Annotated in this window: 27 protein-coding genes; 5 read left to right on the top strand and 22 right to left on the bottom strand. The window is 32.6% G+C overall.

The features are described 5' to 3' along the window. Positions 1 to 110: 110 nt before the first annotated feature. From BLV91_RS01455 to BLV91_RS01375, 17 genes are all read right to left on the bottom strand, one after another. On the bottom strand, positions 111 to 545 hold the full coding sequence (locus BLV91_RS01455) for a DUF547 domain-containing protein (protein WP_091428787.1): 435 nt from the start codon (positions 543 to 545) through the stop codon (positions 111 to 113). Positions 546 to 695: 150 nt separating this feature from the next. Next, positions 696 to 1,556 (bottom strand): ATP synthase F1 subunit gamma, encoded by an 861-nt coding sequence (gene atpG, locus BLV91_RS01450; protein ID WP_091428785.1) that lies wholly within the window; start codon positions 1,554 to 1,556, stop codon positions 696 to 698. A gap of 84 nt (positions 1,557 to 1,640) precedes the next feature. After that, complete coding sequence (gene atpA / locus BLV91_RS01445) at positions 1,641 to 3,218, bottom strand: F0F1 ATP synthase subunit alpha (protein WP_091428784.1); 1,578 nt, start codon at positions 3,216 to 3,218, stop codon at positions 1,641 to 1,643. Positions 3,219 to 3,256: 38 nt separating this feature from the next. After that, on the bottom strand, positions 3,257 to 3,790 hold the full coding sequence (atpH, locus tag BLV91_RS01440; RefSeq protein ID WP_091428783.1) for an ATP synthase F1 subunit delta: 534 nt from the start codon (positions 3,788 to 3,790) through the stop codon (positions 3,257 to 3,259). Between the two features lie 4 nt (positions 3,791 to 3,794). Further along, complete coding sequence (locus BLV91_RS01435; protein ID WP_091428782.1) at positions 3,795 to 4,286, bottom strand: F0F1 ATP synthase subunit B; 492 nt, start codon at positions 4,284 to 4,286, stop codon at positions 3,795 to 3,797. A gap of 82 nt (positions 4,287 to 4,368) precedes the next feature. Further along, positions 4,369 to 4,569: an ATP synthase F0 subunit C gene (gene atpE / locus BLV91_RS01430; protein ID WP_031453874.1), complete on the bottom strand. Its 201-nt coding sequence runs from the start codon at positions 4,567 to 4,569 to the stop codon at positions 4,369 to 4,371. 40 nt (positions 4,570 to 4,609) lie between these two features. Then, entirely contained in the window at positions 4,610 to 5,707 is a 1,098-nt protein-coding gene (gene atpB / locus BLV91_RS01425) for a F0F1 ATP synthase subunit A (RefSeq protein ID WP_394331828.1), read from the bottom strand. Positions 5,708 to 5,886: 179 nt separating this feature from the next. Then, entirely contained in the window at positions 5,887 to 6,270 is a 384-nt protein-coding gene (locus tag BLV91_RS01420; protein WP_091428780.1) for a hypothetical protein, read from the bottom strand. After that, positions 6,270 to 6,446, bottom strand: a complete 177-nt coding sequence (locus BLV91_RS01415; protein ID WP_262488593.1) for an AtpZ/AtpI family protein — start codon at positions 6,444 to 6,446, stop codon at positions 6,270 to 6,272. The genes BLV91_RS01420 and BLV91_RS01415 overlap by 1 nt, the downstream gene beginning before the upstream one ends. Positions 6,447 to 6,462: 16 nt before the next feature. Next, positions 6,463 to 6,873 carry a bactofilin family protein gene (locus tag BLV91_RS01410; protein WP_091428776.1) on the bottom strand — a complete coding sequence of 137 codons (411 nt, stop codon included), beginning with the start codon at positions 6,871 to 6,873 and terminating at the stop codon, positions 6,463 to 6,465. Between the two features lie 2 nt (positions 6,874 to 6,875). Continuing rightward, positions 6,876 to 9,515 carry a type IX secretion system periplasmic lipoprotein PorW/SprE gene (gene porW, locus BLV91_RS01405; RefSeq protein WP_175513926.1) on the bottom strand — a complete coding sequence of 880 codons (2,640 nt, stop codon included), beginning with the start codon at positions 9,513 to 9,515 and terminating at the stop codon, positions 6,876 to 6,878. 87 nt (positions 9,516 to 9,602) lie between these two features. Then, on the bottom strand, positions 9,603 to 10,298 hold the full coding sequence (locus tag BLV91_RS01400; protein ID WP_091428774.1) for an ABC transporter ATP-binding protein: 696 nt from the start codon (positions 10,296 to 10,298) through the stop codon (positions 9,603 to 9,605). Positions 10,299 to 10,361: 63 nt separating this feature from the next. Then, the gene (locus tag BLV91_RS01395) at positions 10,362 to 11,831 is read right to left on the bottom strand and encodes a DUF5687 family protein (protein ID WP_091428771.1); all 1,470 of its coding nucleotides are present in this window, start codon (positions 11,829 to 11,831) and stop codon (positions 10,362 to 10,364) included. Between the two features lie 47 nt (positions 11,832 to 11,878). Then, on the bottom strand, positions 11,879 to 12,586 hold the full coding sequence (locus tag BLV91_RS01390) for a hypothetical protein (RefSeq protein WP_091428770.1): 708 nt from the start codon (positions 12,584 to 12,586) through the stop codon (positions 11,879 to 11,881). Then, a complete protein-coding gene (locus tag BLV91_RS01385; RefSeq protein WP_091428769.1) occupies positions 12,583 to 13,263 on the bottom strand; it encodes a hypothetical protein in 681 nt (226 codons plus the stop codon). Before BLV91_RS01385 ends, BLV91_RS01390 begins: the two co-directional genes overlap by 4 nt. Before the next feature lie 6 nt (positions 13,264 to 13,269). Then, the gene (locus BLV91_RS01380) at positions 13,270 to 13,941 is read right to left on the bottom strand and encodes a hypothetical protein (RefSeq protein WP_091428768.1); all 672 of its coding nucleotides are present in this window, start codon (positions 13,939 to 13,941) and stop codon (positions 13,270 to 13,272) included. A gap of 10 nt (positions 13,942 to 13,951) precedes the next feature. Further along, positions 13,952 to 14,293: a PadR family transcriptional regulator gene (locus tag BLV91_RS01375; RefSeq protein WP_091428766.1), complete on the bottom strand. Its 342-nt coding sequence runs from the start codon at positions 14,291 to 14,293 to the stop codon at positions 13,952 to 13,954. Between the two features lie 150 nt (positions 14,294 to 14,443). On the opposite strand from BLV91_RS01375, the gene BLV91_RS01370 reads away from it, so the two are divergent. Both BLV91_RS01370 and BLV91_RS01365 read left to right on the top strand, forming a co-directional pair. Beyond that, entirely contained in the window at positions 14,444 to 15,496 is a 1,053-nt protein-coding gene (locus tag BLV91_RS01370; RefSeq protein WP_091428764.1) for a ferredoxin--NADP reductase, read from the top strand. A 172-nt stretch (positions 15,497 to 15,668) separates the two neighbouring features. Continuing rightward, entirely contained in the window at positions 15,669 to 16,052 is a 384-nt protein-coding gene (locus BLV91_RS01365; protein ID WP_091428762.1) for a ribosomal maturation YjgA family protein, read from the top strand. Here BLV91_RS01365 and BLV91_RS01360 read toward each other — a convergent pair. Together BLV91_RS01360 and BLV91_RS01355 are read right to left on the bottom strand one after the other, a co-directional pair. Beyond that, the gene (locus BLV91_RS01360; protein ID WP_091428760.1) at positions 16,038 to 17,048 is read right to left on the bottom strand and encodes a glycosyltransferase family 9 protein; all 1,011 of its coding nucleotides are present in this window, start codon (positions 17,046 to 17,048) and stop codon (positions 16,038 to 16,040) included. The two genes, BLV91_RS01365 and BLV91_RS01360, sit on opposite strands and share 15 nt — an antisense overlap. 121 nt (positions 17,049 to 17,169) lie before the next feature. Further along, the gene (locus BLV91_RS01355; protein ID WP_091428758.1) at positions 17,170 to 17,775 is read right to left on the bottom strand and encodes a DUF4254 domain-containing protein; all 606 of its coding nucleotides are present in this window, start codon (positions 17,773 to 17,775) and stop codon (positions 17,170 to 17,172) included. A gap of 135 nt (positions 17,776 to 17,910) precedes the next feature. On the opposite strand from BLV91_RS01355, the gene upp reads away from it, so the two are divergent. After that, positions 17,911 to 18,564, top strand: coding sequence for a uracil phosphoribosyltransferase (gene upp / locus BLV91_RS01350; protein WP_091428756.1), 654 nt, complete (start codon positions 17,911 to 17,913; stop codon positions 18,562 to 18,564). On the opposite strand, the gene BLV91_RS01345 is transcribed toward upp, so the two are convergent. Then, the gene (locus BLV91_RS01345) at positions 18,559 to 19,488 is read right to left on the bottom strand and encodes a DUF6427 family protein (protein WP_091428755.1); all 930 of its coding nucleotides are present in this window, start codon (positions 19,486 to 19,488) and stop codon (positions 18,559 to 18,561) included. The genes upp and BLV91_RS01345 overlap by 6 nt on opposite strands. 122 nt (positions 19,489 to 19,610) lie before the next feature. Between BLV91_RS01345 and BLV91_RS01340 the strand changes: the two genes are divergently transcribed. Further along, on the top strand, positions 19,611 to 19,841 hold the full coding sequence (locus BLV91_RS01340) for a DUF6341 family protein (RefSeq protein ID WP_091428753.1): 231 nt from the start codon (positions 19,611 to 19,613) through the stop codon (positions 19,839 to 19,841). A gap of 46 nt (positions 19,842 to 19,887) precedes the next feature. Here BLV91_RS01340 and purD read toward each other — a convergent pair whose 3' ends face one another. Next, a complete protein-coding gene (purD, locus tag BLV91_RS01335; protein WP_091428752.1) occupies positions 19,888 to 21,162 on the bottom strand; it encodes a phosphoribosylamine--glycine ligase in 1,275 nt (424 codons plus the stop codon). A gap of 131 nt (positions 21,163 to 21,293) precedes the next feature. Here purD and BLV91_RS01330 point away from each other — a divergent pair, with 131 nt between their 5' ends. Further along, positions 21,294 to 22,604 carry a phenylacetate--CoA ligase family protein gene (locus BLV91_RS01330; protein ID WP_091428750.1) on the top strand — a complete coding sequence of 437 codons (1,311 nt, stop codon included), beginning with the start codon at positions 21,294 to 21,296 and terminating at the stop codon, positions 22,602 to 22,604. On the opposite strand, the gene BLV91_RS01325 is transcribed toward BLV91_RS01330, so the two are convergent. Further along, positions 22,588 to 23,370: a glycosyltransferase family 2 protein gene (locus BLV91_RS01325; RefSeq protein WP_091428748.1), complete on the bottom strand. Its 783-nt coding sequence runs from the start codon at positions 23,368 to 23,370 to the stop codon at positions 22,588 to 22,590. The two genes, BLV91_RS01330 and BLV91_RS01325, sit on opposite strands and share 17 nt — an antisense overlap. Positions 23,371 to 23,372 lie beyond the last annotated feature (2 nt).

The following is a 23,372-nucleotide window of genomic DNA, read 5'->3' as shown; positions in this document are numbered from 1 at the left end:
AAATCATAAAATATACTGATAAAGCCAATTTTGAAGCTTTTGCCATATAATGATAAAAGCGAGCTGCTTTCAAAATTAAAAACTGAAAAGTGGAGTAATACAGAATAATTTTAATTGTCACTAAGACCATTGCTTAAGGGAGTGCGGTCTAGCATTGATTGCAAACGATAATCAACCTCTTTAACGGCCAGTTTCCTTATATAAGAGCAACAGAATAAATTATCAATGAATTTATAAACGGGGTTACGACTATTTATACGCAGAATTTTATATTCAATATCATTTAAAGAAAAAGAATTGTGCGCTACTTTTATCCTCTTAGTTTTATATGCCTCTTCTGACCGAGAGGCTTCACTTGCTATTATTATGGAGTAGGCGTTGTAGATATTAACCCAAAAAATACATTTTAACTGATCTGTATTTAAATACAATTCTAATTTATGTTCTTTTATAAAGTAAAGCTCCCTTCTTAGCGATGAAGAGTCTTGACCCAATTGGGCATACAATAAGATACTTTCTGATAACTGAATTGGGAAGTTAACCATCTCTATAAGATTAAAAATAGATTGTTTAAGTTGTCAAATTTAATTATTTACTCAGACATGGTTATAGGTATAAATACTTGATTTTATTAAATCATAAAAAAAGAGCCGACATATGTCGGCTCTTTATATTTATATATGATAGAATAAATACTATCCTTTCAAAGCTTCAGCTCCACCAACAATCTCTAAGATCTCGTTAGTAATAGATGCCTGACGCGCTTTGTTATAAGTCAATTTCAATTGATTTCTCAATTCGGTTGCGTTATCTGTCGCTTTGTGCATAGCGGTCATACGAGCACCATGTTCAGAAGCGAATGAATCACGAATCCCTTTGTACAATTGCATTTTCAATGATTTTGGAATCAAAGTCAATACAATTTCTTCTTTTGAAGGTTCAAAGATATAATCAGATGTTGAAACCGTTAAATCAGATTTTATAGGTGCTAAAGGCAAAAACTGTTCTACTTGAACAATTTGAGTCGCAGCATTTTTAAACTGATTGTATATCAACTCGATTTTATCATACTCTCCAGAAACAAATTTTTGAGTTAATGTTTCTGCAATTACCGCAACATTCTCAAAAGTCAATTGGTCAAAAACATCACTTTGATTATCAACTACTGAATTTGTTTTAGCCAATACATCATTTCCTTTTTTACCAATAGCAAAAATATCAACTTTTACACCAGTATATAATTCTGAACGCTTTTTAGCTTCCTTAATTATATTCGAATTAAAAGCACCACATAATCCTCTATTAGAAGTAATGGCAACAACTAAAACTTTTTTGATTTCACGTTGCGTTGTAAACTCATCTCCTGCTCCACCTTCAAGTGTAGAAGAAAGACTTTGTAACAATTCCGTCAATTTTTCGGCATAAGGGCGCATTGCAGTGATTGCATCTTGTGCTTTCTTTAGCTTTGCTGCAGAAACCATTTTCATCGCTGATGTAATTTGCATCGTAGATGAAACGGAAGTAATTCTATTACGGATTTCCTTTAAATTTGCCATTTTATTATGGGTATAAGGTTATTGGTTTTTAGGTGTTTGGCTAAGAAATATCTATAACCTAACACCCAAAACCTAGAAACCTAATTAGTTATATTTTGCTGAAACTTCTTTTGCTACAGTTTGAATTACATCAGTAATTTCATCTGTTAACTTACCTGCTTTTAAAGCATCAAGAGTTGCTCTGTGTTTGTTGTTAAGGAATTCTAAGAAATCTTTCTCAAATTCTTTTACTTTGTTCACAGGAACATTTCTCAATAGATTTTTTGAACCAGCATAGATAATTGCAACTTGGTCTTCAACAGTATAAGGATCATTTAAACCTTGTTTCAAGATCTCAACGTTTCTTCTACCTTTTTCAATTACGTTTAAAGTAACTGCATCTAAGTCAGAACCAAATTTAGCAAACGCTTCCAATTCACGGAATTGTGCTTGATCTAGTTTCAAAGTACCTGCTACTTTTTTCATTGATTTAATTTGTGCATTTCCTCCAACACGAGATACCGAGATACCTACGTTAATTGCTGGACGAACCCCAGAGTTAAACAAATCTCCATCAAGGAAAATTTGACCATCTGTAATCGAAATTACGTTTGTTGGGATATATGCAGAAACGTCACCAGCTTGGGTTTCGATAATAGGTAAAGCAGTTAATGAACCACCACCTTTAACGATAGGTTTCAATGAATCTGGTAAATCATTCATGTTTTTAGCAATTCCATCATCAGCAATTACTTTACAAGCACGCTCTAATAAACGACTGTGTAAGTAAAATACATCTCCAGGGTATGCTTCACGTCCCGGTGGTCTTCTTAATAAAAGAGAAACCTCACGGTAAGCAACAGCTTGTTTAGATAAATCATCATAAACTATTAAAGCTGGACGACCTGAATCTCTAAAATATTCTCCAATAGCTGCACCTGCAAAAGGAGCATAAACTTGCATCGGAGCTGGATCAGAAGCGTTAGCTGCAACAATAATGGTATAAGCCATTGCACCTTTTTCTTCTAACATTTTAGCAATTCCTGCTACAGTTGACGCTTTTTGTCCAATTGCAACATATATACAAAATACAGGTTTTCCTGCATCGTAAAATTCTTTTTGATTTAAGATAGTATCGATACAAACAGTTGATTTACCTGTTTGACGGTCACCAATAACTAGCTCACGTTGACCTCTACCAACTGGGATCATAGCATCTACTGCTTTTATTCCTGTTTGTAATGGTTCAGTAACTGGTTGACGGAAGATAACTCCTGGAGCTTTTCTTTCTAAAGGCATTTCGTATAATTCTCCACCAATTGGTCCTTTTCCATCGATAGGAAAACCAAGAGTGTTTACTACACGTCCTACCATTTGCTCTCCAACTTTAAGAGAAGCGATACGTTGTGTTCTTTTAGCAGTAGAACCTTCTTTGATTCCTGTTGATGGTCCTAAAAGTACCACACCAACATTGTCTTCTTCAAGATTCAATACAATAGCCTCAAGACCATTGTCAAATTCTACTAACTCTCCGTATTGCACATTCGAAAGCCCGTAAATACGAGCAATACCATCTCCAACTTGAAGTACTGTTCCTACTTCCTCTAGTGTAGCACCAGATTCAAAACCTTCTACTTGCTTTCTTAATATTGCTGAAATTTCAGCAGGTTTGATTTCCGCCATCTTAATTTATAATTTAGACACTTAATGTGTAATAAAAACTAGTTACTTAATTCTCTTTTTAATACTTGTAATCTGTTAGCAACAGAAGCATTGTATTGCTTGTCACCTATAGTTAAAATAAACCCTCCAATAATTGATGGATCTACTACACTTTCAATTGTAATCTTCTTATCTGATAAGGTTGCAATTTTCGCTAAAACTTTAGCTTCTAAAGCTGCATCCATTGGAATAGCAGTAGTAACTTTCGCCACTTCTACACCATTCACAACATCAAACAAATTATTGTACTCTAATGCAATCGCTTCTAGAATTTCAAATCTTTTGTTTTCAAATAACAAATGAAATAAACTTTTAGTCACACCATTAGTGTTTGCAAATACCTCTAACAAAGCGTTTTCTTTTTGGTCCACTTTTAACGTTGGATTTTGAATAAAACTACTTAATTCTTGGTTTGCCTTAATAGTTGAAGCGATCAATTTCATGTCAATGCTAACTGCTTCAGCCACACCTTTTGATTGAGCTATCTCTAAAATTGCTTTTGCATAACGAATTGCTGCTCTAGTTCCTGACATAATCTTAGTTTAATTTTACGTCTCCTAACATGTTCTCAACTAATTTAGTTTGAGCTTCCTTGTTAGATAATTCGTTTTTCAATAATTTTTCAGCGATATCTAATGACAAAGTAGAAACTTGAGATTTCAATTCAGCCATAGCTGCATTTTTCTCAGCTGCAATAGCCGTTTTAGCTTGCTCGATCATTCTTTCTCCTTGAACTTGCGCTTCAGCTTTAGAATCAGCAATCATTTTCTCTCTCATTTCACGTGCTTCTTTTAATAAAGCATCACGTTCAACTCTTGCTTCTTGTAAAATACGTTCGTTGCTAGCTGTTAAATTTAGCATTTCAAGACGAGCTGATTCAGCAGATGCTAATGCATTGTTGATTGACTCCTCACGACTTTGCACAGCTCCCAAAATTGGTTTCCAAGCAAATTTTCTTAAAAGAATAAAGAAAACAACAAATATAATTGTTGTCCAAAATATTAAACTCTCTGGTGAAGTTAATTGCATAAACTTATATATTTAAAAATTGTTTTTGTTTTTGTAAAAAAACTTCCTGTAGCCAACCGCTACAGGAAATTTTAGATTTTAATTACTTTGCGATTAAAGCAACTACAACTGCGAAAAGCGCAACACCTTCAATAAGTGCAGCAGCGATAATCATAGCAGTTTGGATTTTTCCAGCAGCTTCTGGTTGACGAGCGATAGCATCCATTGCAGATCCACCAATTTTTCCAATTCCAAGTCCTGCTCCGATTACTGCTAATCCAGCTCCAATTCCAGCTAATACCATAATAGTAAATTTATATAGTTAATAATTATTAAAACACATTTTAATGATGATCATGCTCTGCTACAGCTTGACCAATAAACAATGCTGATAACAACGTAAACACGTATGCTTGCAACGCTGCAACTAACATTTCTAATACACTCATGAATAATACAAAGGCTCCAGATATAGGAGAAATCCAAACTGTATCAAAAATGAAGATTAATGAAACTAAACTCAAAATGATAATGTGACCTGCTGTAATATTAGCAAACAAACGAATCATTAAGGCAAAAGGTTTTGTAAGCATACCAATGATCTCAACAGGAATCATAATAGGTGCTAACCAAACTGGTACTCCTGGCGTATTAAAAATATGACCCCAGTAATCTTTATTCCCACTTAAAGTAGTTACAATAAAAGTGATGAATGCTAATACAAATGTAAAATAGATATTTCCGGTTAAGTTTGAACTAAAAGGAAAAAACGGAATCAATCCAATAAGGTTATTAATCCAAATAAAGAAAAAGATTGTCAATAAGTACGGCATGTACTTTGCATATTGTTTTTCACCAATATTTGGTCTAGCAATATCATCTCTAACAAAAGTTACTAACGGTTCTAAGAAACCAGCAAGTCCTTTTGGAGCTAATTTGTTTTTATTATAAGAACGAGCAACTACTAAAAACAAAAAGAACATTACAATAGCTGACATGAACATTGAGAAAACATTTTTAGTGATTGAAAAATCAAGTGGTCTTGCATCAAATGCAAAGGCACCATTCTTTCTATCATCTAAAGATAATTCTTCGTATTTATCTGCGTAAAAAATAACTTCGTTGAAACGAACTAATTTTTGACCATTAACATCAACAACATGTTCTCCAGTATTATCATGGTGAAATGCTTCTGCTGAAAAAACTTCTAATCCATTATTTGTCCATAAAATTACAGGCAAATAAAAAGAAATAGGATGTCCTTCCCAATCAGCAATGTGAAATTCATGAGAATCTCCAATATGAGAATTAATTAAATCTGTAGCATTAAATTCTTTCTTTTCGTGAGTTGCCTCAGCGTGATGCTCAACAACTATTTCATTAGCAACATGAACGCTATCAATCAAAGGGTTTGCGTTACTGATGTAAGGAACACAAGCCATAAAAGCTACTAACAAGAACTGAAGTGGTTTTTTTGAAATAATCATTATTAATTGTTGTCTAATTTTAGGTTTTAAAATTTTTTGCAAAGGTACATAATTTATTCACAATTGAAAATATATCATTTAGTTTTTAAGGTTATGTTCCTATTTACAACCCTAAAATTCGCTAAATATATAATTTAATGCTTGTTTATCAGACTAATCGCAAAGAAAGTTTCAAAAAGCAGGTATAAAAAATACGGAATAAAAAAAGCTCCTACGTCAGGAATCTGATTTTTAAGGTCTGATTGAAGGAGTGGAATTAAGAAAACGACTGCAGCCATCATCTTTATCAGACTTACTCCCATAAACGCAAATCCTGTTTTGTCAGGAAAGGTTTTATTTACAAATAACAAGAACAAATAAGATAATACTGTAATTATAAAGTGAAAAAGATAAATACTCCAAGTAGAATAGAAAAACAAACTTTTTTCAAAAACTGTATTAATAATATAATTTTGTACGAAAAATAAGACGACAGAAAATGGAATTATGTATTTTAGGAAACTGTAAATTTTTTGCATTAATTTTCTTTATTTAAATTTTTAACCTGCCTTATAATGTTATACAACGATAAAAAAACAGATGTTAATGATAATATTATGGTGAAAATAGAAGTGTCTGTATATTTTTCATCGAGCCACATTCCTAAATAAGTGAAACTAAAAATGATGATTCCCATTTGAAAAGGAATATTCATCATTACAAGCCATTTATTAGTTAGTTTTTGTTTGTTTGTTTTCTTGTCCATCAGTTATGTAGAGTTTTTTTACATTAATCTTCATTACACAAGAAGCGCTGAAATCAGCACCTGGTTCTACGGATAATTTTCCCACCGTTACCTCGCCGTGAATACTTGCTTTAGATTTCACGTTTAGGACTTCAGTAACTTGAATATTTCCATTAAATTTCCCTTCAATATCAGCATTATTGCATATGATATCTCCAATAATACTTCCAGAAGGCCCAATGACCAGTTTTCCGGTAGATTGAAAATTACCAATTAACTCCCCGTCAAGCCTGAAATCAGCTGTAGAGATGATATCCCCTTTAATAATGGTTCCTTCAACTATTCTATTGGTTTTTCCTAAAAGTTCAGTGTAGGGCTTCGCTTTTTTATTAAACATGTCTATTTGTATATTGATGCTAAATAAGCATCAAGATTTTTATTGATTTGGGCTACTTTATAATTTTCATTTGTGATCACAACTGCTAGTTCCTCAATTTTATATTCTTTATTTACTTTCAAAAGCGAAGCTATATTTCGAGCATGCGCTTCACTGTTTAAACCGTGAACTGTTATGAAATTCTCTTTACCAGTATAAATATCAAATGAATATTTTAATCCTTGACCATTATTAGTGGTAATAAATTTCTTTATTTTATCTTCAATTGCTTTTGTGCTATTGTCTTCTTTTGTTGTCACTCTATAAAGAATTTTCCAGTTTTTAGTGTCTTTGGTATTAAAATCCATTTTTTCTAAAAAGGGAATTTGATTGATCAAAATTTCCTGTGCATTTTTTCCTTCTTCAGTGTTCGAGTAATTATCCGCTAAATATTGTAATGCTACTTTATAGGCAGATAATCCTTTTAGTTTACCAATTGAATTTGCTTTTAGTAATTCAAATTTAGAAACAATTTCATCAGCTGAAAACTGATTGATCAAGCCATCTAATTCTTCTAAAACAGCAAAATACTTCTCTTCTTCATACAATTTATACCATTTGTTGTAAATCCCTTCAGGAGTACCAACTAATGAGGCTTCCTCTACAGTTGTGTTATTTATCAATTGTGCATATCGAGAATCCGGATATTTACTGTTGATACTGTTTCTCATCGCTTCTGCTTTGACACTATCGGTAATTTGGTATATTTTATATAAATTATACATTGCCGGAAGGATCAACTTTTCTTCTGGATTATTGCTCAATAATTGTTCCAGTTTGTTCGTAGCCAATTCGTATTCCTTGAATTTTTCTTTATAAATCACCCCAAGTTGATAATAGGCCGAGTTACGCTCCTTAGCAATGCTATCTATCACTTTTTGACTTGTAGGCAGTTGTTTTAGATAGAAATCAGTAGTGTATTCGTCTATAATTTGCTCTGATTCTGCTACAGCATCTCCTTCAGATTTTAGGGTGGAATTAATTGTATCTGTTGAAGCTATATTTGAAATTGCCGTTGGATTGAATGATGATTGACGCCAGTTTCCTTTTAAAGCCCTTTGCCCCCATGTTTTTTTAAATTCTACTTTCCCAAATGCTACTGTTGTAGGATTATAAAAGTAGAACGTGTTCTGTTCTTGATTTATACTTGTCATTGACGGAGGCAATAGCGGTGATTTCCGTACTGACATTCCTGGATTTTGGTTAGCAATGGCTGGGTCAATAGATAGCGTTTTGCTGTTTCTCTCAATGTTCTCGAGTTTCGTTTGTAATTCCGCTTCCGCTATTCTTTTAACTTCGTCTTCCTTTTTTAGTTTCTCTATAAAGTTTTCAAAGTACATAACTCTTCCTGCTTCAGGCAATGAAACGATATTTATAATACTGTCATTTCTTGAGGCTAATGCTTCGTATAGAATAACTTCGTCTAAATCCTTTCTAATTTTCTGAATATGAATGAATTCTCTAGTTTTTACATCAAGTTTGACTAAAGTGCTGTCGTAATACTTCGCTGCAATTGGATACTTCGCTTCTTTAAAATACAAATTTCCTAAATCTCTATAATTTGAGGCAATCAAATATTCGTCTGTCGTTGCTTTTTTTAGTGAGGCATTATAAAACTTAGAAGCTAGTTTTTGATTGCCATTTTTGTCATAAAAAACAGCTTTCTGATAGAAAAGTAAGTCCAAAAATGGTCTATTTTCACGGTCAGCAATCAATTTGTTGTAATTTTTCAGGAAGGCAGTAGTATCTCCTTTTTGATAGTCAAATAACTGTGCTTTCCTTGCTTGCGATTGAATAACGTACTTCCTTTCAGATTTTCGATTCATCTCTATTACGGACTCATAACTATATAAAGCACTGTCTTTCTTACCTAATTCTTCATAGAGCTGTCCCAATATAAATCGATATCTCGCTCTTTCATTGTTTCGTTTGGTGTATTTTTCGGCTAATTTTAATTTGGCGACAGCACTGTCTTTCTCTTCAAGATTTAAAAAAGCTTGTGATAAAAGTGCATTTGCATCAGCAAGAACCTGCTTATTTAGTTTTTGATCCTTCAATAGTCTAGACATGTTACTAACTACTACAGCATCATTGCCCAAGCGCATATTAGCTTTTTCACGCCAAATTTTAGCTTCATAAATTTTGCTGCTATTTGGGTATTTATATAATATGTAATTGAATGCGTCTAAAGCAGGAATAAATCTTTGGTCATAATAACGGGCTTTCCCTAACAATAAATAGGCTTCATCTATTTGAGAGTTCCTTTCCCTGCCGTCAATATTCATAGAATGTTTTTGAATAGCTTTGGTTGCTTTGGTTTCAGCCAATTCAAAATCCTGGTTTTTAGTTTTCCCCTCTGCAGTTAACTCTTCGTTAATTTGCATTCTTTCGATGGGCAAACGTTTCCAAAAATTGTCATTGCTACTGGATTTTATGCTCTCAACACCTTTGTCTAATCCTATTTGACCGTTGTATAAAATATTGTATTGGGTGCTTAAAGCATGAGAATTTCTAGACAAGAAACTGTTGTTCTTAGTAGAGCAGGCTACCAAAAAAACTAACAATCCTACTGGAATTGAATATCTAAATAAGTTTATTTTCAATGGTAAACGTTTTTATCATTAAACTTTTAAAAATGTCTTTTAGTATAATGACTGGTAAAAATACGTTTCTTTTCGAAATATAGAAATTTAAACGGCGAAAAACGTTTCTAACTCCTGTAAGGTCTCTTCAGAGGTTTTAATGTCTTTTACAAGCTCTCCTTTGTTTAAGGCGACAATCCTATCGCAAACTTCTACTGTATGCTGCAAATCATGACTGGAAACCAGTATCGTTATATTAGGATTTTCTGAAAGTTCCTTAATTACTTTTTTTAATCGGTTTACCGTTGTAGGATCTAAATTTGCAAAGGGCTCGTCTAATATAATCACTTCTGGATTACCTATAAGCGTAGCAATAATTCCCACTTTTTTCTGGTTTCCTTTAGATAAATCACGTAAATATTTTTTGTTTTTCAGGATTTCTCCATTAAAAAACTCTTCATGTTTAGCAAGTAAAGCATCAACATCGGCTTTATTTTGTCCTCGTAAATCGCCTATAAAATAAAAGTATTCCTCTGGCGTGAGATATCCTATTAAAAAACTTTCGTCAAGAAAAGAAGCTGTGAATGGTTTCCAGTTTTCGCTAGTATTGACTTGAACTTCATTATTGATAATGTTTCCTGTTGAAGGTTGGATTAAATCCAATAACAAACTAAAGAAAGTGGTTTTCCCTGCTCCGTTATTCCCTACTAACCCTAAGCTTTCGCCTTTTTTTATTTCTAGATAATCAATTTTTAATACGGTTGTTCCGTTATATGTTTTCGAAAGGTTGTTTACTTGAATCATATTTGAAAGGTTAATGCGGTTATTTGGTTATTGTTTTGGTAATCACTTAGTGCAACTGCAGACTTAGCCTTTTTGCTTATAGGCAGCGATTGTTGCGTATTTCTCGGATTTATAAATTTTTTCAATCAAGGTAAAAGCTCTGTCTTTTAATGCAAAACCTAATACACCTACTGATGCGACTAGAACTAATCCTACATTAGCATTTACTAAAGTTGAACCTACCCAATACAATAATACAGGTAAAACTAGTTGTGGTATAGAAATCAGCATGGTTTTGATATTAAATGCTTTTTTATCTCCAAAAGCACCTTTACCAGAACTCAAGTCAATTGGTGTTTTAGTATATGCGCCACCCAACAAAACCAAATGAGAATTGACTCCAATATTATAAATTGCACCTACAATAATGGTTAAATACACCTGCAATCCAAAGTAAAGATAGAACGATGCAATTATTGTGGTCACAATCGTAGCAATTACCATTAGCCACCATTTTGAACTCAGATAGCCTTTATAAGGAATGTTTTGTGTCATCATTAACTGATAATAGGCGCTGTCCCAGCTAGGTACAAATTGTCCAAAAGTGATCAGAAATCCTCCAGAGACAAAAATTCCGGCAAAAATGTGCATCACAGGATTGTTGTATGCCTCTATTCCGTTTGTAAAGAAAAGAAAACCATAAAAAAGAAACATGACACTTAGTCCTACCGTGGTTTTTGAACGTTTGTTTCTTTTGATCAATTTGATGTCATTTTTTAAGAACGTTCCAATGGTTCCAAATTGGTTTAACCACGTTAACTCTTCCGTTTTTGCAATGTCAAGTTTACTATTTAAACCAGCATCGAGGTATAAATCATTTTTGAAATATTGAAAAGTAAAATAATATAAAGCGATTAAAACAAATACTGGAATTGCAAAAGCCCAATAGCTATTAAAAATAGCATCAAAAAAAGGCGCTGTATAATCAGTAATATTGAAAAAACCATAATAATGTAATCCTCCTAAAACAGCAAAAAAGCCAACTGAAATAGCAAATAGATTGTCTTTATTACTCAATATTACATTTAGAAAATTATTAATGTAAACCAATGAAAACATCGCTGTAAACCAAAGCAATACAGACACCACATCATAACCTTCAACAATTAAAACAATACTAAATGGAAGCAAGAAAAAGCCATGCAATAAATTAAAGAATGACAAAATAGTTTTTCCCAAAGAGAAATGTACGATTGTGGATTTTTTTATGGGGAAAATCAACAAAGGACGAATATTCATTACTGGGATTTTTTGCAGCATAAATCTGATAATTAAATCCATCAAAATATAATAAATCATGAATTTATTTACCGTAACTATTGGATCTAAGTTCATTTTTCTCAAAAAATAAAAAGCTCCAACTCCTAATGCTAAGAAAACCAATATGAAATAAATAGCTACAAACCCCATCAAGATTTTTAAAGCCAAATTAGTTGCGAAAGAAGCTGACCTTGTAAAAGCTTTCCATTCTAGATAAATAAAACGTTTGAACATAGTTTAATGGTTTAGTTTCATAGTAAGTAAATAAAAGTAAGAAAATGTTACAGTCTATCTAATTTATATTCTGGGTAAGTGGCTAGCAAATAATCCTCTGCCTTGGCTGGCATGATTTTAAAGATGATGAAAACGATAATAGCAAAAAGCACAAACAAGAAACTTAAGCCCAATGTATAATAGGGGTTTGATAAAATGTCCTTAGAGTGATTTAGCAACTGAATGAAAATATTTAAAGGCGTAAGCGCTATCACAGAAAAACTACCGTATTGATTAATAATCTCTTCAAACAACCATCTTTTTTGGACTTCTTTTATTTGTTGCTTTTTGCGCTTGCTGTTTTTGAACATTTCACGAAATGAAAACACAATCAAAATGAGATACAGTCCTATGAAAATCCATTGGCTGTAAAAATTTATTTTAAGAATACTAAACAACCCTAGTGTCATAGCAATTAACAACACAATCTTAGGAATTCCAAAAAAGTCTTTAAAATGTTCCCAAACCAAACGATTGTATTTTTTGCTTAAAACAGCCTGACGTTTTTCGACCACATCCATAAAGCCAAATACGCCAAACTTCTTGAATTCAGCATTCAGGGCTTGGTCAAAAGTAAGTTTGGGATTCTCTTCCCATTGCGTTTCAATGGCATTCGCGAGATGGTCGACCAGTTCTGATTGCAAGTCATACCATTCCACATAATGCTGGCGGGTAAAACTAAAAAGTTGGTCTATTTGTTCGCTAGTTAGTTTCATGGCTTAGAAGTTGATAATTTTTTTTCGAATAGAAAATGCTTGTAAAATTGCTTTAAAGTCCCGTAAAGCAAGAACAAGTAAATCAATGTAACAATCAAGCCACCTAATTTTATTCCTGTATTTTTATTCGAAGGAAGAATAGGAAAAAAACCTAACCCAATGAGTAAACCGTAAAGCAGAAGCAGATTAAAACTTTTCTTAAACCAGAATAGATGAGTCGTATTTATTTTAGATTTTAAAACAAATAATTTACCGCTTATCATCAATAATGCACCCACTAGTGATGTCGATTGTAAAAAAAATACAATACCCGATAAAACCGAGGGGTTCTGAAATTTATTTCCAATCAATAAAATTAAAACCGTAAGCAAACAGACAGTAATTCCTGAAGCAATTAGTTCCTTTTTTTTGTCATCGGCAAATTTATCCGAAATAATCTTTGGGGCTAAAAACCCATAACCTAGTAATAAATTATGTGAAGTTGGCTTCAATTGCGGCTTCCATCTATCAAAAACCTCTTTTAAAACAACCTCAAAAGGTTTGTCTTCAATACTAGCTTCCGACTCAATTTCTGTAGCAATATGGTCTACTAATTCGAGCTTGATATCGTCATAGACAAAGCCGTTTAAAACTAAGGTTTCATCTATGGTTGTGATTTGTTGGTTGGTTAGTTTCATAGCAAATTAAGTGAGTTGGTATTGCCTTTTTACGTTCTCAATTGTCTTCTTTTGAAGATGAATTCCAGTAATTAAAAATAAGATTCCCACTACCCATAAACAACATAAAGCTAATATTAAAATTGGATGTGATTGAACCGACTCCTTAAAAGAATTTAAAAAATACATTACCCAGTACATCAATCCAAAAATTCCAGTGAAAGTACCATGATTAATATTCAATTCTAAAAAACGTTTCCCATTAATTTTTCTATTTATATAAAAAGAATAGAATGCTGGAATAATAAGTACTGCTAATAAACCGAATAAAATTGCAACAAACTTTACTGGTTCATCAAAATAAAAAGATGCCTTAAAAGCTAGAAAGCCTAACAGAATACCTAAAATAATTTTCGGGAATTTAAAATACTCCGCAATCATTTTTAATTGTGCTCTTCTAAACTCTTTTCTAAGAATTTGAGTACGCTCCTCTTCAATTACTTTAAACCCGTTCCTGCCAAATTTATCTTCAGCATAGTATTTCACCTGATGAAAAGTAAGCTCAGGATCTTTTTCCCAAAATTCCTCCATACTAGTGACCATGTGATCCGTTAGTTCTACTTGCAATTCATACCATTTGATATCCTTACTAATGATATAATTTTCTACGTATTCTATTTGTTGAGTAGTTAATTTCATTGGCTAAAAATTAAAATTCTAGGTTAGATTTCGGGTTCACTAAGCTTTGCATGTTTCGGATAAAATCCTCTAATTCTGCAAGTCGGTTTACGGTTTCTTTTTGACCACTCTCGGTGAGTTTATAATATTTGCGCATGCGGTTGTCTACCTTTGCAATCTCAACATCCAGTATACCTTCGGCTTCGAGTTTGTGCAAGGCAGGATACAAAGCACCCTCGGTAATATTGAGTTCGCCATGGGTAATTATTTTTACTTTTTGGGTGATTTCATAGCCGTACATCTTGCCGTTTTCCTCCAGCAACTTCATGATGATCGTATTTAAACTTCCTTTATATAATTGTGAGTTTTTCATTTTTTGTCATTGCGAGGTACGAAGCAATCTAATTTTAAAAATCAAATATACATAAGTTTCTTATACATAACTATTCTATGTATATAAATTTTCAAACACTTTGATTTAAGAAACCTAATCTCTTTAGTATATTTGTAAAAAAATTATCCTATGCCATCCTTTTTAAAATTAATTATAAAAGAAGTAAAGCGCGAAACCGCAGCTGCAGTTTCCATACTTTTTAATGTTCCCGAAGAATTAAAACCAAACTATACTTTTATTGCTGGTCAATATGTTAATTTGAGACTAAAATTAGACGGTCAAGAAATTCGTCGTGCCTATTCTATATGTTCATCACCAGAAAGTGGTGAATTACGTATTGCGGTTAAAGCGGTTAAAAATGGTGCTTTTTCTCAGTTTGCCAATACAAAACTAAAAGCAGGAGACGCACTTGAAGTAGGGAAACCTGAAGGGAAATTCACATTTGAACCACAAGCAGATCGTCAAAAAAACTACGCCGCTTTTGTATCTGGTAGCGGTATAACACCCGTTATTTCGATTATTAAATCGATGCTAAAAAGCGAACCTAAAAGCACGTTTGTTCTTGTTTATGGGAATAAAACCCCAGAGGAAACGATCTTTCACCAAGAATTACATGACCTACAATTAAAATATGTAAGTCGTTTATTTGTCCACAATATTTACAGCCAAGCGAAAGTAGAAAACGCTTTGTTTGGCCGAATAGAAAAATCTACCGTAAATTTTGTTTTGAATAACAAACACGCAGCATTGGAATTTGATAAGTTCTATTTGTGTGGTCCAGAGGAAATGATCGAACTAGTTTCAGGTGTTTTAAAGGAGAAAAATGTAAAAGAATCGGCTATTAAATTCGAGCTTTTCACGACCTCTTCTCATGAAAACGTAATTACTGAATCACTAGAAGGTCATTCGAAAATTACTGTTATGGTTGATGACGAGGAAACGATTTTTGAAATGTCGCAAAAACAAACAATCCTTGATGCAGCATTAAAACAAGGTATTGACGCTCCGTATTCCTGTCAAGGAGGAATTTGCAGTAGTTGTCTTGCGCGCGTAACTTCTGGAACTGCTGAAATGACTAAAAATTCGATTCTTACTGATAAAGAAATTGCTAGCGGATTAATCTTGACTTGTCAAGCACATCCTACATCAGAAAGTATCTATATAGATTATGATGATGTTTAGTAAGTAGCTAAAATCATAATTAAAACTTCCTTGAAAAGGGAAGTTTTTTTATTTTTGGGAAGTATTATTTTTCGTTATTTTTAACTCAAAATCCTTCTGCGTTAACTTTTTAGTATACTTATTTCACTAATAACAGAGCAGTATATACTTTCTAATTATATTTAAAAAATAAATGACCGGTTTGCTAACCTTCAACAAAAAGTACTTTTTACTAGCTTTTATAATTTTTTGGACAGAAGTTTTTATTGCGCTTTATGTTCATGATGCTTTTGTAAGACCTTATTTGGGCGATGTATTGGTGGTTATTTTGATTTATTGCTTTATAAAATCATTTTTTGATTGGCCTGTTTTTAATGTGGCTCTATTTGTTTTTATTTTTTCTTTCGCAATAGAAACTTTGCAATATTTTAATGGGATCGAAATGCTTGGTCTTGAAAATTCAAGTCTCGCCAAAACAGTTATTGGCACTTCATTTTCTTTCTGGGATCTAATGACTTATGTAATAGGAATTTCAGTTGTTCTATTGGTAGAAAAAAAATCACTAAAAAAGAACTGAATTAATCTTATCAATTACTTTTTCAACTGAAATAGTTCGCATAGCATCTTCATAACCAGGAACTATTTTATTGCCGTAAACAGAGGTTGGCAACAAAGGATATTTATTCCTGTCAGCTAACAAAGCGTTATCTATTACCTGATTAAAAGGCATAAATCCGGCAAAAGGATGCGTTGCACCATAAAGCGAAATGACTTTTACACCTAGCATTGCCGCAATATGTGCATTTCCAGAATCCATAGAAAGCATAACGTCAAGATTACTGATCAGTTCAAGTTCTTGATTTAACTTGATTTTACCAGCCATATTAATAACATTGCTTTTATTATTCGAAAGAGAATCCAGAATTTCAATTTCTTTTTTTCCTCCTCCAAAAAGTAGAATTTTATTGTTTGGATTTTTCGACAATTCTTCGATTACTGACCGCATCAAGTCCAAAGGATAGACTTTAGAATCGTATTGCGCAAAAGGGGCAATTCCAATCAGTTTTAGGTTTGCAGTGCCTATTATAGCAGTAATGTCTTCCTTTAAAACTGCTTTTTTAGGAAAAATAGGATTTGCTAAATCTATGGAGAAACCTAATGTAGCAAATACCTCTGCATGTCTTTCAAACATGCTGGGTAGTTGTTTCAGGATTTTATTTTCACTGCGAGTCAGTGCTTTTTTTCCTTCACGACCTTTATCGACTGCTGCTACTTTTTTTCCGCCTAAAGCAAAAAGTGTTCTGATCACTTTAGAACGCAAAACGTTGTGCAAATCTGCGAAAGCATCGACATCCAATTTTTTTAAATCTTGGTACAAACGCAACAATCCTGAAAATCCTTTGTGACGTTCTTTTTCGTCAAAACTAAAAAAGGAAACTTGGGGAATTCCTTCAAAAAAAGGTTTGAAAAAAGGACGCGAAATGACTGTTATTTTAACTTCTGGATGTTGAATCACAAATGCGCGTAAAACAGGAACCGTCATGGCGACATCTCCCATTGCGGAAAGTCTCATGACGGCTATATGCTTAATCTTATTTGGCAATTAACTAAATGTATAAAAACCATTAAGAGATTAAGGCTCATTAAGTTTCACTTAATTTTCTTAATCTCTTAATGGTTTAAATTATCTTTTCTTATTTTTTTCCTTGGTACAAAACTGGGTTCAATTCATCGTCATTGTACATTTTCATTTGCTTGTACACCTTCATGAATTTATCACCGTTTTCAATATCTGTCAACAAATCATCGATCGCTGTTGACAAATCAGTTCTTTGTTCTAACAATATATTTAATTTTGCCTGACATTTATCCCTGTGATCCTGAGACGCTTCTTCACGAGTCGCTTCCTCATTCATGTGATAAATTTTCAATGCTAAAATTGATAATCTGTCAAATGCCCATGCTGGACTTTCAGAGTTTATCTTAGCGTTTTCTTTCACTTTTACATCACTGTATTTTTGTAAAAAGTAACCGTCAATATATTCTACCATGTCCGTACGTTCTTGATTTGAAGCGTCAATTCTTCTTTTCAAGGTCAATGCAGCCACTGGATCAATATTAGGATCACGAATAATATCTTCAAAATGCCATTGCACCGTGTCAATCCAATTTTTCACATATAATAAATGTTCGAATTTGTCTTTAGGGAATGGATTATTTATAGGTTGGTCAACATTATCAAATTCATGATAATCTTTAATACTTTGTTCGAATATTGAATACGCTAGTTTTGAAAACATAATTTTATATTTTTATAGATACAAAGATACTTTTTATACTTTTATAAAAAAATTCCAAATAACAATTCTATTTTTGGATCCCGAAAATCAATATAAAACTTGATTTTTTGAATAAAACTTCAAATAAATACAATCATGCAAATTCATAATTTATCAGAAACCAATAGCGTACTTAATCACTTTTTAGGCCAAATCAGGAATGTAAATGTCCATAATGACAGTATGCGTTTTAGACGAAATATTGAGCGAATTGGTGAGATAATGTCTTATGAATTGAGTAAACAATTGCACTATAGAGATATAGAAATCCAAACCCCTCTTGGCATAAAAAAAACAACGGAAATTTCGGATCAATTGGTTGTTTGCTCCATTTTACGTGCTGGCTTGCCTTTGCATATGGGTTTTTTGAATTATTTTGACAATGCTGAAAATGGTTTTATTTCAGCGTATAGACACCATCCCAATAATGATGACTACTTTGATATTGTAGTTGAATACCAAGCCATTGCTGATTTTAATGACAAATACTTACTTATTGTTGACCCAATGCTTGCAACAGGACAATCTATTGTTGCTGTTTTTAATAAACTAATGGAGAAAGGAAATCCAAAGGAAGTTCATATTGCAGTGGTCATTGCCGCTCCAGAAGGAATCGCTCTTCTTGAAAGTAAGTTACCTGATAATTGCCATCTTTGGATTGCTTCCTTAGACGAAAAGCTGGATGAACACAGTTATATTGTACCAGGACTTGGTGATGCAGGAGATTTGGCTTATGGAACTAAATTATAATTGAGAGAAAAAAGCAAATAAACTACAGGCGATAAGCACCACTAAAACCATTTCCTTTTTTAACTTTATTTGTGGCAGTTCAATATGAGCTGTTGCCATTATTGCCAAGGGCGCTATTGTAAAAATCAGTAAATCATTACTTTTATTTGAAGAAACCAAGAAAATCAAAACTCCAATAAAAAAGGAAGCGATAATTTTTTTGAATGAGGATTGTAGTAGCAAAGGTCTGTTTGAAAGTGTTGCAAACATGGAAACTACAAAAAATATAGCAGCAGTTGCATAGATTGATAAAGCAGCATTTTGGTAATTATTAGTAAAGTAACTAATCTCAAAACTCGTTTTTACACTTCTATTTATATATTCAATCCCGCTAATATTGAATATTAATGAAAAGAATGTAAAGATAATTGCAACAGCAAAAAAAGCAATAAACGGCAATATCCAGTTTCTATAATCACTTGCAACATGAAACATTATAGAAATAAAAACCAAAATGATAAAAATAATACTCCAAAAATGGAACATAGAGGCTACAAAAATCCATAAAGAGGCATCGAATATTTTTTCTTTAGAGGCAGTTAGTGACTGAAGTGAAATTAATCTTCGAAGTGCCAAAAGGATAAAGAAATTAGCTAGAACTAAGTTAATATTATCTAAGACCGAAGGGAAAAATAGCAGAAATAATAAGTAGAATAAAACCGTGTAACTACTGTCTTTACTCATTCCGTTCTTTTTTGAAACGAAATTTGAGATAAAAACGGAAGCAAACAAAACTGACAACAATCCCACTCTTTGAAAAATCATCAAAGCAGAATTAGTCCAACTCAGATCTTGAATTTGATAAATTAAAAAAAAGATAAAAATTAAAAATACAACAAGAGAAAAATTTAATGGTGTAGATTTTTTAAAAACACTTGTAATCATAAGGATATTTTATACTTTTGTGACTGTAAATATAATACTTGTTTAAAAAGGAAACCCTTTAGTTTAAAAAGAAAATCCTTTACGCTGAGAATTAAAAAAATAACAAAATAATTTTATACGATATGAAAGCATTTTTTGAAGGAATTCAATACCTATTTGTAAATATTTTATTTGCTCCCCTAGATTTTTTACGTTCTTTGGAACTTTCATCTTGGTTTGTTGCTAATACAATCAATTGGATTTTCATGATTATTTGTGCGGTTGCAATGGTATATTGGATCAAACAATTAAAAATATTTGAAGACAATGGAGAAGAAAACCAAGATACTACAGCGCACTCTTTTTTTAAATAAAATAACCTAACCCCAAATAAAATTTAGGGTTAAGTATCATATTTTTCTATAAAAGATCGTTACCGATATCTTTTCTAAAATTCATCTTATCAAAATGTAGCTTGTCTATATTTTGGTAAGATTTTTTTATGGCCTCTTGGAAGTCATTCCCATAAGACGTTATTGCTAATACTCTTCCTCCATTAGTAACAACTTCATTGTCATTCAATTTTGTTCCTGCGTGAAAAACAATTGAATCGGTGATGTTTTCTAATCCAGAAATAACTTTTCCTTTTTCAAAATCTTCAGGATAACCACCAGAAACAAGCATAACAGTAGTCGCGCTTCTTTCGTCAATTTCAAGTGTGATTTCGTCTAGCTTTTCATTGGCTACAGCCATAAACAATTGAACTAAATCCGTTTTTAATCTAGGAACCACCACTTCGGTCTCTGGATCACCCATTCTTACATTGTATTCAATAACAATTGGTTCGTTATTAACATTAATCAATCCAATAAAAACAAATCCTTTATAAGGAATTCCATCTTTCTGGAAACCGTCAATCGTAGGTTTAACGATACGTGTTTCTATTTTTTCCATCAAAACAGCATTTACATAAGGAACCGGAGAAACAGCTCCCATTCCGCCTGTATTTAGTCCTGTGTCGCCTTCGCCAATACGTTTGTAATCTTTGGCCGTTGGCAAAATTTTATAACTTTTACCGTCTGTAAGAACAAAACAGCTCAATTCAATTCCGTCAAGGAATTCTTCGATAACTACTTTTGAACTTGCAGCACCAAATTTTTTATTTACTAACATGTTTCTCAATTCTTCTTTGGCTTCTGCCAAATCATGAATAATCAAAACCCCTTTTCCTGCCGCTAATCCATCCGCTTTTAATACATACGGAGGTTTTAGAGTTTCAAGGAAATCACATCCTTTTTCTACAGTCTCAGCAGTAAAACTATCATAAGCTGCGGTTGGAATATTGTGTTTTACCAGGAATTCCTTTGCAAACTCCTTACTTCCTTCTAGTTGTGCTCCTATTTTTGAGGGACCAATAACTGGTATATGCTTTAATTTATCGTCATTTAGAAAAAAGTCGTAAATCCCTTTTACCAAAGGATCTTCCGGCCCTACAACAACCATTTCTACTTTTTCCTGAATTACAAATGCTTTTATGGCATCAAAATCTGTTGGACTCATGTTGACGTTCGTTGCAATCGAAGCGGTCCCTGCATTTCCCGGTGCTACAAAAAGAGTGTCACAAAGCGGGCTTTGAATCATTTTCCATGCAAATGCATGTTCTCTTCCTCCTGAACCCAATAGTAAAATATTCATGTGTTGTTATTTTAGTTGTCGTGCAAAAATAATTGCTTTTGCACGTAAATAATAATTAATTTTTAAAAACTTGTTGGTTCTCCCCTATTAGTTGCCGTTAAATATTATTTTTGACCAAATAAACACATAAAATGCTATCTCTTTTTGACTTATCGCTTCAATTAAACGGATATCCAATAAAAAGGGCCAATGCCGATTTATTGAAAATCACAGCGCTATCTGAATTGGATAAGCAGGTTTTTATTGAACAAAAAAAGAAAGAAATTGTATCTTTCCATTTGGAAAATAATCCGTTTTATCGGGAATTAGTTGGTGAAAAAGATTGTAATAATTGGGCCGATTTGCCTATTTTGAATAAAAAAAACTTGCAAAAACCTTTGCAGGAAAGGCTTTCTAACGGCTATACACTTAAAAACATTTATCGAAACAAAACATCAGGTTCAAGCGGAGATCCTTTTGTTTTTGCCAAAGACAAATATTGCCATGCTTTGACTTGGGCTTCAAACATCTATCGGTTTGGTTGGTACGGTCTTGATTTTAACAACTCATACCAAGCTCGTTTTTATGGAATCCCGATGGATTTCATTGGTAATAAAAAAGAGAGATTAAAAGATTTTTTAAGCAATCGTTTCCGTTTTGCCATTTTTGACTTGTCAGATCCAGTTTTGGAAGAATTCCTGACTCACTTTAGAAACAAAAAATTCGACTACATCAACGGATATACTAGTTCAATTGTACTTTTTGCTAAATTTTTGCAGCGAAAAAATATCGTACTAAAAGACATCTGTCCTTCGCTTAAAGTTTGCATGGTTACCTCAGAAATGCTTTTTGAAGATGATAAACTACTTTTAGAAAAACAATTAGGGATTCCCATTGTCAATGAATACGGCGCATCAGAACTTGATTTGATAGCTTTTGAGAATCCGGAAGGAGATTGGCAAGTGAATTCGGAAACCTTATTTGTGGAAATTTTGGATGAAAATAATTGTGTTTTACCTTATGGAAAAGAAGGTCGCATTGTAATCACTTCCCTATTTAACAAAGCACATCCTTTTATTAGATATGACATAGGTGATATTGGCATCTTGGATAAAAAAAGTATCCTTCAAAAACCGATTCTGAAAAAACTAATTGGAAGAACTAATGATATTGCGGTATTGCCTAGTGGAAAAAAAGCCCCGGGATTAACCTTTTACTACATAACAAAAAGTATCATTGAAGACGACGGAAATGTGAAAGAGTTTACGATTAAGCAAACCAAAATAGATACTTTTCAGATAAAATATGTTAGCGATAATGAATTAAATTTAGTTCAAATTGAAAAAATTGAACAAGCCATTATTCTGTATTTGGAACCCAACTTAAAGTTTAGTTTTATAAGAAAAGCTGTTTTAAAAAGAAACAAAAGAGGGAAATTGAAACAGTTTAAATCGATGGTTTAATTGTCTTGATATACCATGGCTTTATCAACAATTGTGTGAATAAAAATAGTTTCATACAAGCTACGGCAAAAAGAAAACTAAAACCATGATACTTTCTATAAACTGCAAAATTATATTTTATCAAATCAAACTTAGAAGTCGAAATGGAGTTATCTCTTACTCTATAATACGCTAAACTTTCAGTAACAGGATGGGCAACTTTTATCTTTTTCAAAACTGTTAACCACAGCATCCAATCTTGGCGTTTACGAATAGAGGAAATGGGGATTTTGCCAAAGCAATTGACATCATAAATAGCAGTCAAATTCCCAATATAATTACAAAAAAACAATTGTCGATAACTCAAATTTATAGGCGCTTCCACTCTTTTATTTAAGGGCTTCCCCTCTTCATCAATACAGTCATAAAAAGAAAAAGTGAATGGCAATTTATTGGTTTTCATGAAATTAAGCTGTAGCTCTAACTTATTGGCCTTCCATAAATCATCAGCATCCAAGAAAGCTATATACTTTCCTTTGGCTTCAGCCAAAGCCGAATTTCTTGCCACTCCAGTTCCAGAATTTTTGGATAATTTAGAGTATTTAATTCGCTTATCGTTTAAAGCCATTTCTGAAACAATACTAAGAGTTGCATCAGTAGAACAATCATCAACAAGGATAATTTCCCAATTCAAGTAGCTTTGATTTTGCACAGAAAAAATCGCATCTGAAATAAATTTTTCAGAATTGAATGTGGGAATAATTACAGATACAAGTGGACTTTCCATTT

Origin of the sequence: Flavobacterium degerlachei (assembly GCF_900106645.1) — a bacterium.
In the GTDB taxonomy this organism is placed as follows: Bacteria; Bacteroidota; Bacteroidia; order Flavobacteriales; family Flavobacteriaceae; genus Flavobacterium; species Flavobacterium degerlachei.
Note: the sequence above shows the minus strand (reverse complement) of the source record. Positions and strands in the feature narration are given on the sequence as shown.

Excerpts from the sequence above, each read along its gene's own strand:
- BLV91_RS01410 (WP_091428776.1), bottom strand. The coding sequence starts at position 6,873 with ATGTTTAATAAAAAAGCGAAGCCCTACACTGAACTTTTAGGAAAAACC.
- BLV91_RS01370 (WP_091428764.1), top strand. The coding sequence starts at position 14,444 with ATGCCATCCTTTTTAAAATTAATTATAAAAGAAGTAAAGCGCGAAACC.
- atpB (WP_394331828.1), bottom strand. The coding sequence starts at position 5,707 with ATGGCTTGTGTTCCTTACATCAGTAACGCAAACCCTTTGATTGATAGC.
- BLV91_RS01355 (WP_091428758.1), bottom strand. The coding sequence starts at position 17,775 with ATGTTTTCAAAACTAGCGTATTCAATATTCGAACAAAGTATTAAAGAT.
- BLV91_RS01325 (WP_091428748.1), bottom strand. The coding sequence starts at position 23,370 with ATGGAAAGTCCACTTGTATCTGTAATTATTCCCACATTCAATTCTGAA.
- BLV91_RS01420 (WP_091428780.1), bottom strand. The coding sequence starts at position 6,270 with ATGCAAAAAATTTACAGTTTCCTAAAATACATAATTCCATTTTCTGTC.
- BLV91_RS01340 (WP_091428753.1), top strand. The coding sequence starts at position 19,611 with ATGAAAGCATTTTTTGAAGGAATTCAATACCTATTTGTAAATATTTTA.
- BLV91_RS01455 (WP_091428787.1), bottom strand. The coding sequence starts at position 545 with ATGGTTAACTTCCCAATTCAGTTATCAGAAAGTATCTTATTGTATGCC.
- BLV91_RS01360 (WP_091428760.1), bottom strand. The coding sequence starts at position 17,048 with ATGAGACTTTCCGCAATGGGAGATGTCGCCATGACGGTTCCTGTTTTA.
- BLV91_RS01385 (WP_091428769.1), bottom strand. The coding sequence starts at position 13,263 with ATGAAACTAACCAACCAACAAATCACAACCATAGATGAAACCTTAGTT.
- BLV91_RS01400 (WP_091428774.1), bottom strand. The coding sequence starts at position 10,298 with ATGATTCAAGTAAACAACCTTTCGAAAACATATAACGGAACAACCGTA.
- upp (WP_091428756.1), top strand. The coding sequence starts at position 17,911 with ATGCAAATTCATAATTTATCAGAAACCAATAGCGTACTTAATCACTTT.
- BLV91_RS01330 (WP_091428750.1), top strand. The coding sequence starts at position 21,294 with ATGCTATCTCTTTTTGACTTATCGCTTCAATTAAACGGATATCCAATA.
- BLV91_RS01345 (WP_091428755.1), bottom strand. The coding sequence starts at position 19,488 with ATGATTACAAGTGTTTTTAAAAAATCTACACCATTAAATTTTTCTCTT.
- atpA (WP_091428784.1), bottom strand. The coding sequence starts at position 3,218 with ATGGCGGAAATCAAACCTGCTGAAATTTCAGCAATATTAAGAAAGCAA.
- atpG (WP_091428785.1), bottom strand. The coding sequence starts at position 1,556 with ATGGCAAATTTAAAGGAAATCCGTAATAGAATTACTTCCGTTTCATCT.
- atpE (WP_031453874.1), bottom strand. The coding sequence starts at position 4,569 with ATGGTATTAGCTGGAATTGGAGCTGGATTAGCAGTAATCGGAGCAGGA.
- BLV91_RS01365 (WP_091428762.1), top strand. The coding sequence starts at position 15,669 with ATGACCGGTTTGCTAACCTTCAACAAAAAGTACTTTTTACTAGCTTTT.
- BLV91_RS01375 (WP_091428766.1), bottom strand. The coding sequence starts at position 14,293 with ATGAAAAACTCACAATTATATAAAGGAAGTTTAAATACGATCATCATG.
- BLV91_RS01380 (WP_091428768.1), bottom strand. The coding sequence starts at position 13,941 with ATGAAATTAACTACTCAACAAATAGAATACGTAGAAAATTATATCATT.
- BLV91_RS01395 (WP_091428771.1), bottom strand. The coding sequence starts at position 11,831 with ATGTTCAAACGTTTTATTTATCTAGAATGGAAAGCTTTTACAAGGTCA.
- BLV91_RS01415 (WP_262488593.1), bottom strand. The coding sequence starts at position 6,446 with ATGAATATTCCTTTTCAAATGGGAATCATCATTTTTAGTTTCACTTAT.
- BLV91_RS01390 (WP_091428770.1), bottom strand. The coding sequence starts at position 12,586 with ATGAAACTAACTAGCGAACAAATAGACCAACTTTTTAGTTTTACCCGC.
- purD (WP_091428752.1), bottom strand. The coding sequence starts at position 21,162 with ATGAATATTTTACTATTGGGTTCAGGAGGAAGAGAACATGCATTTGCA.
- atpH (WP_091428783.1), bottom strand. The coding sequence starts at position 3,790 with ATGTCAGGAACTAGAGCAGCAATTCGTTATGCAAAAGCAATTTTAGAG.
- BLV91_RS01435 (WP_091428782.1), bottom strand. The coding sequence starts at position 4,286 with ATGCAATTAACTTCACCAGAGAGTTTAATATTTTGGACAACAATTATA.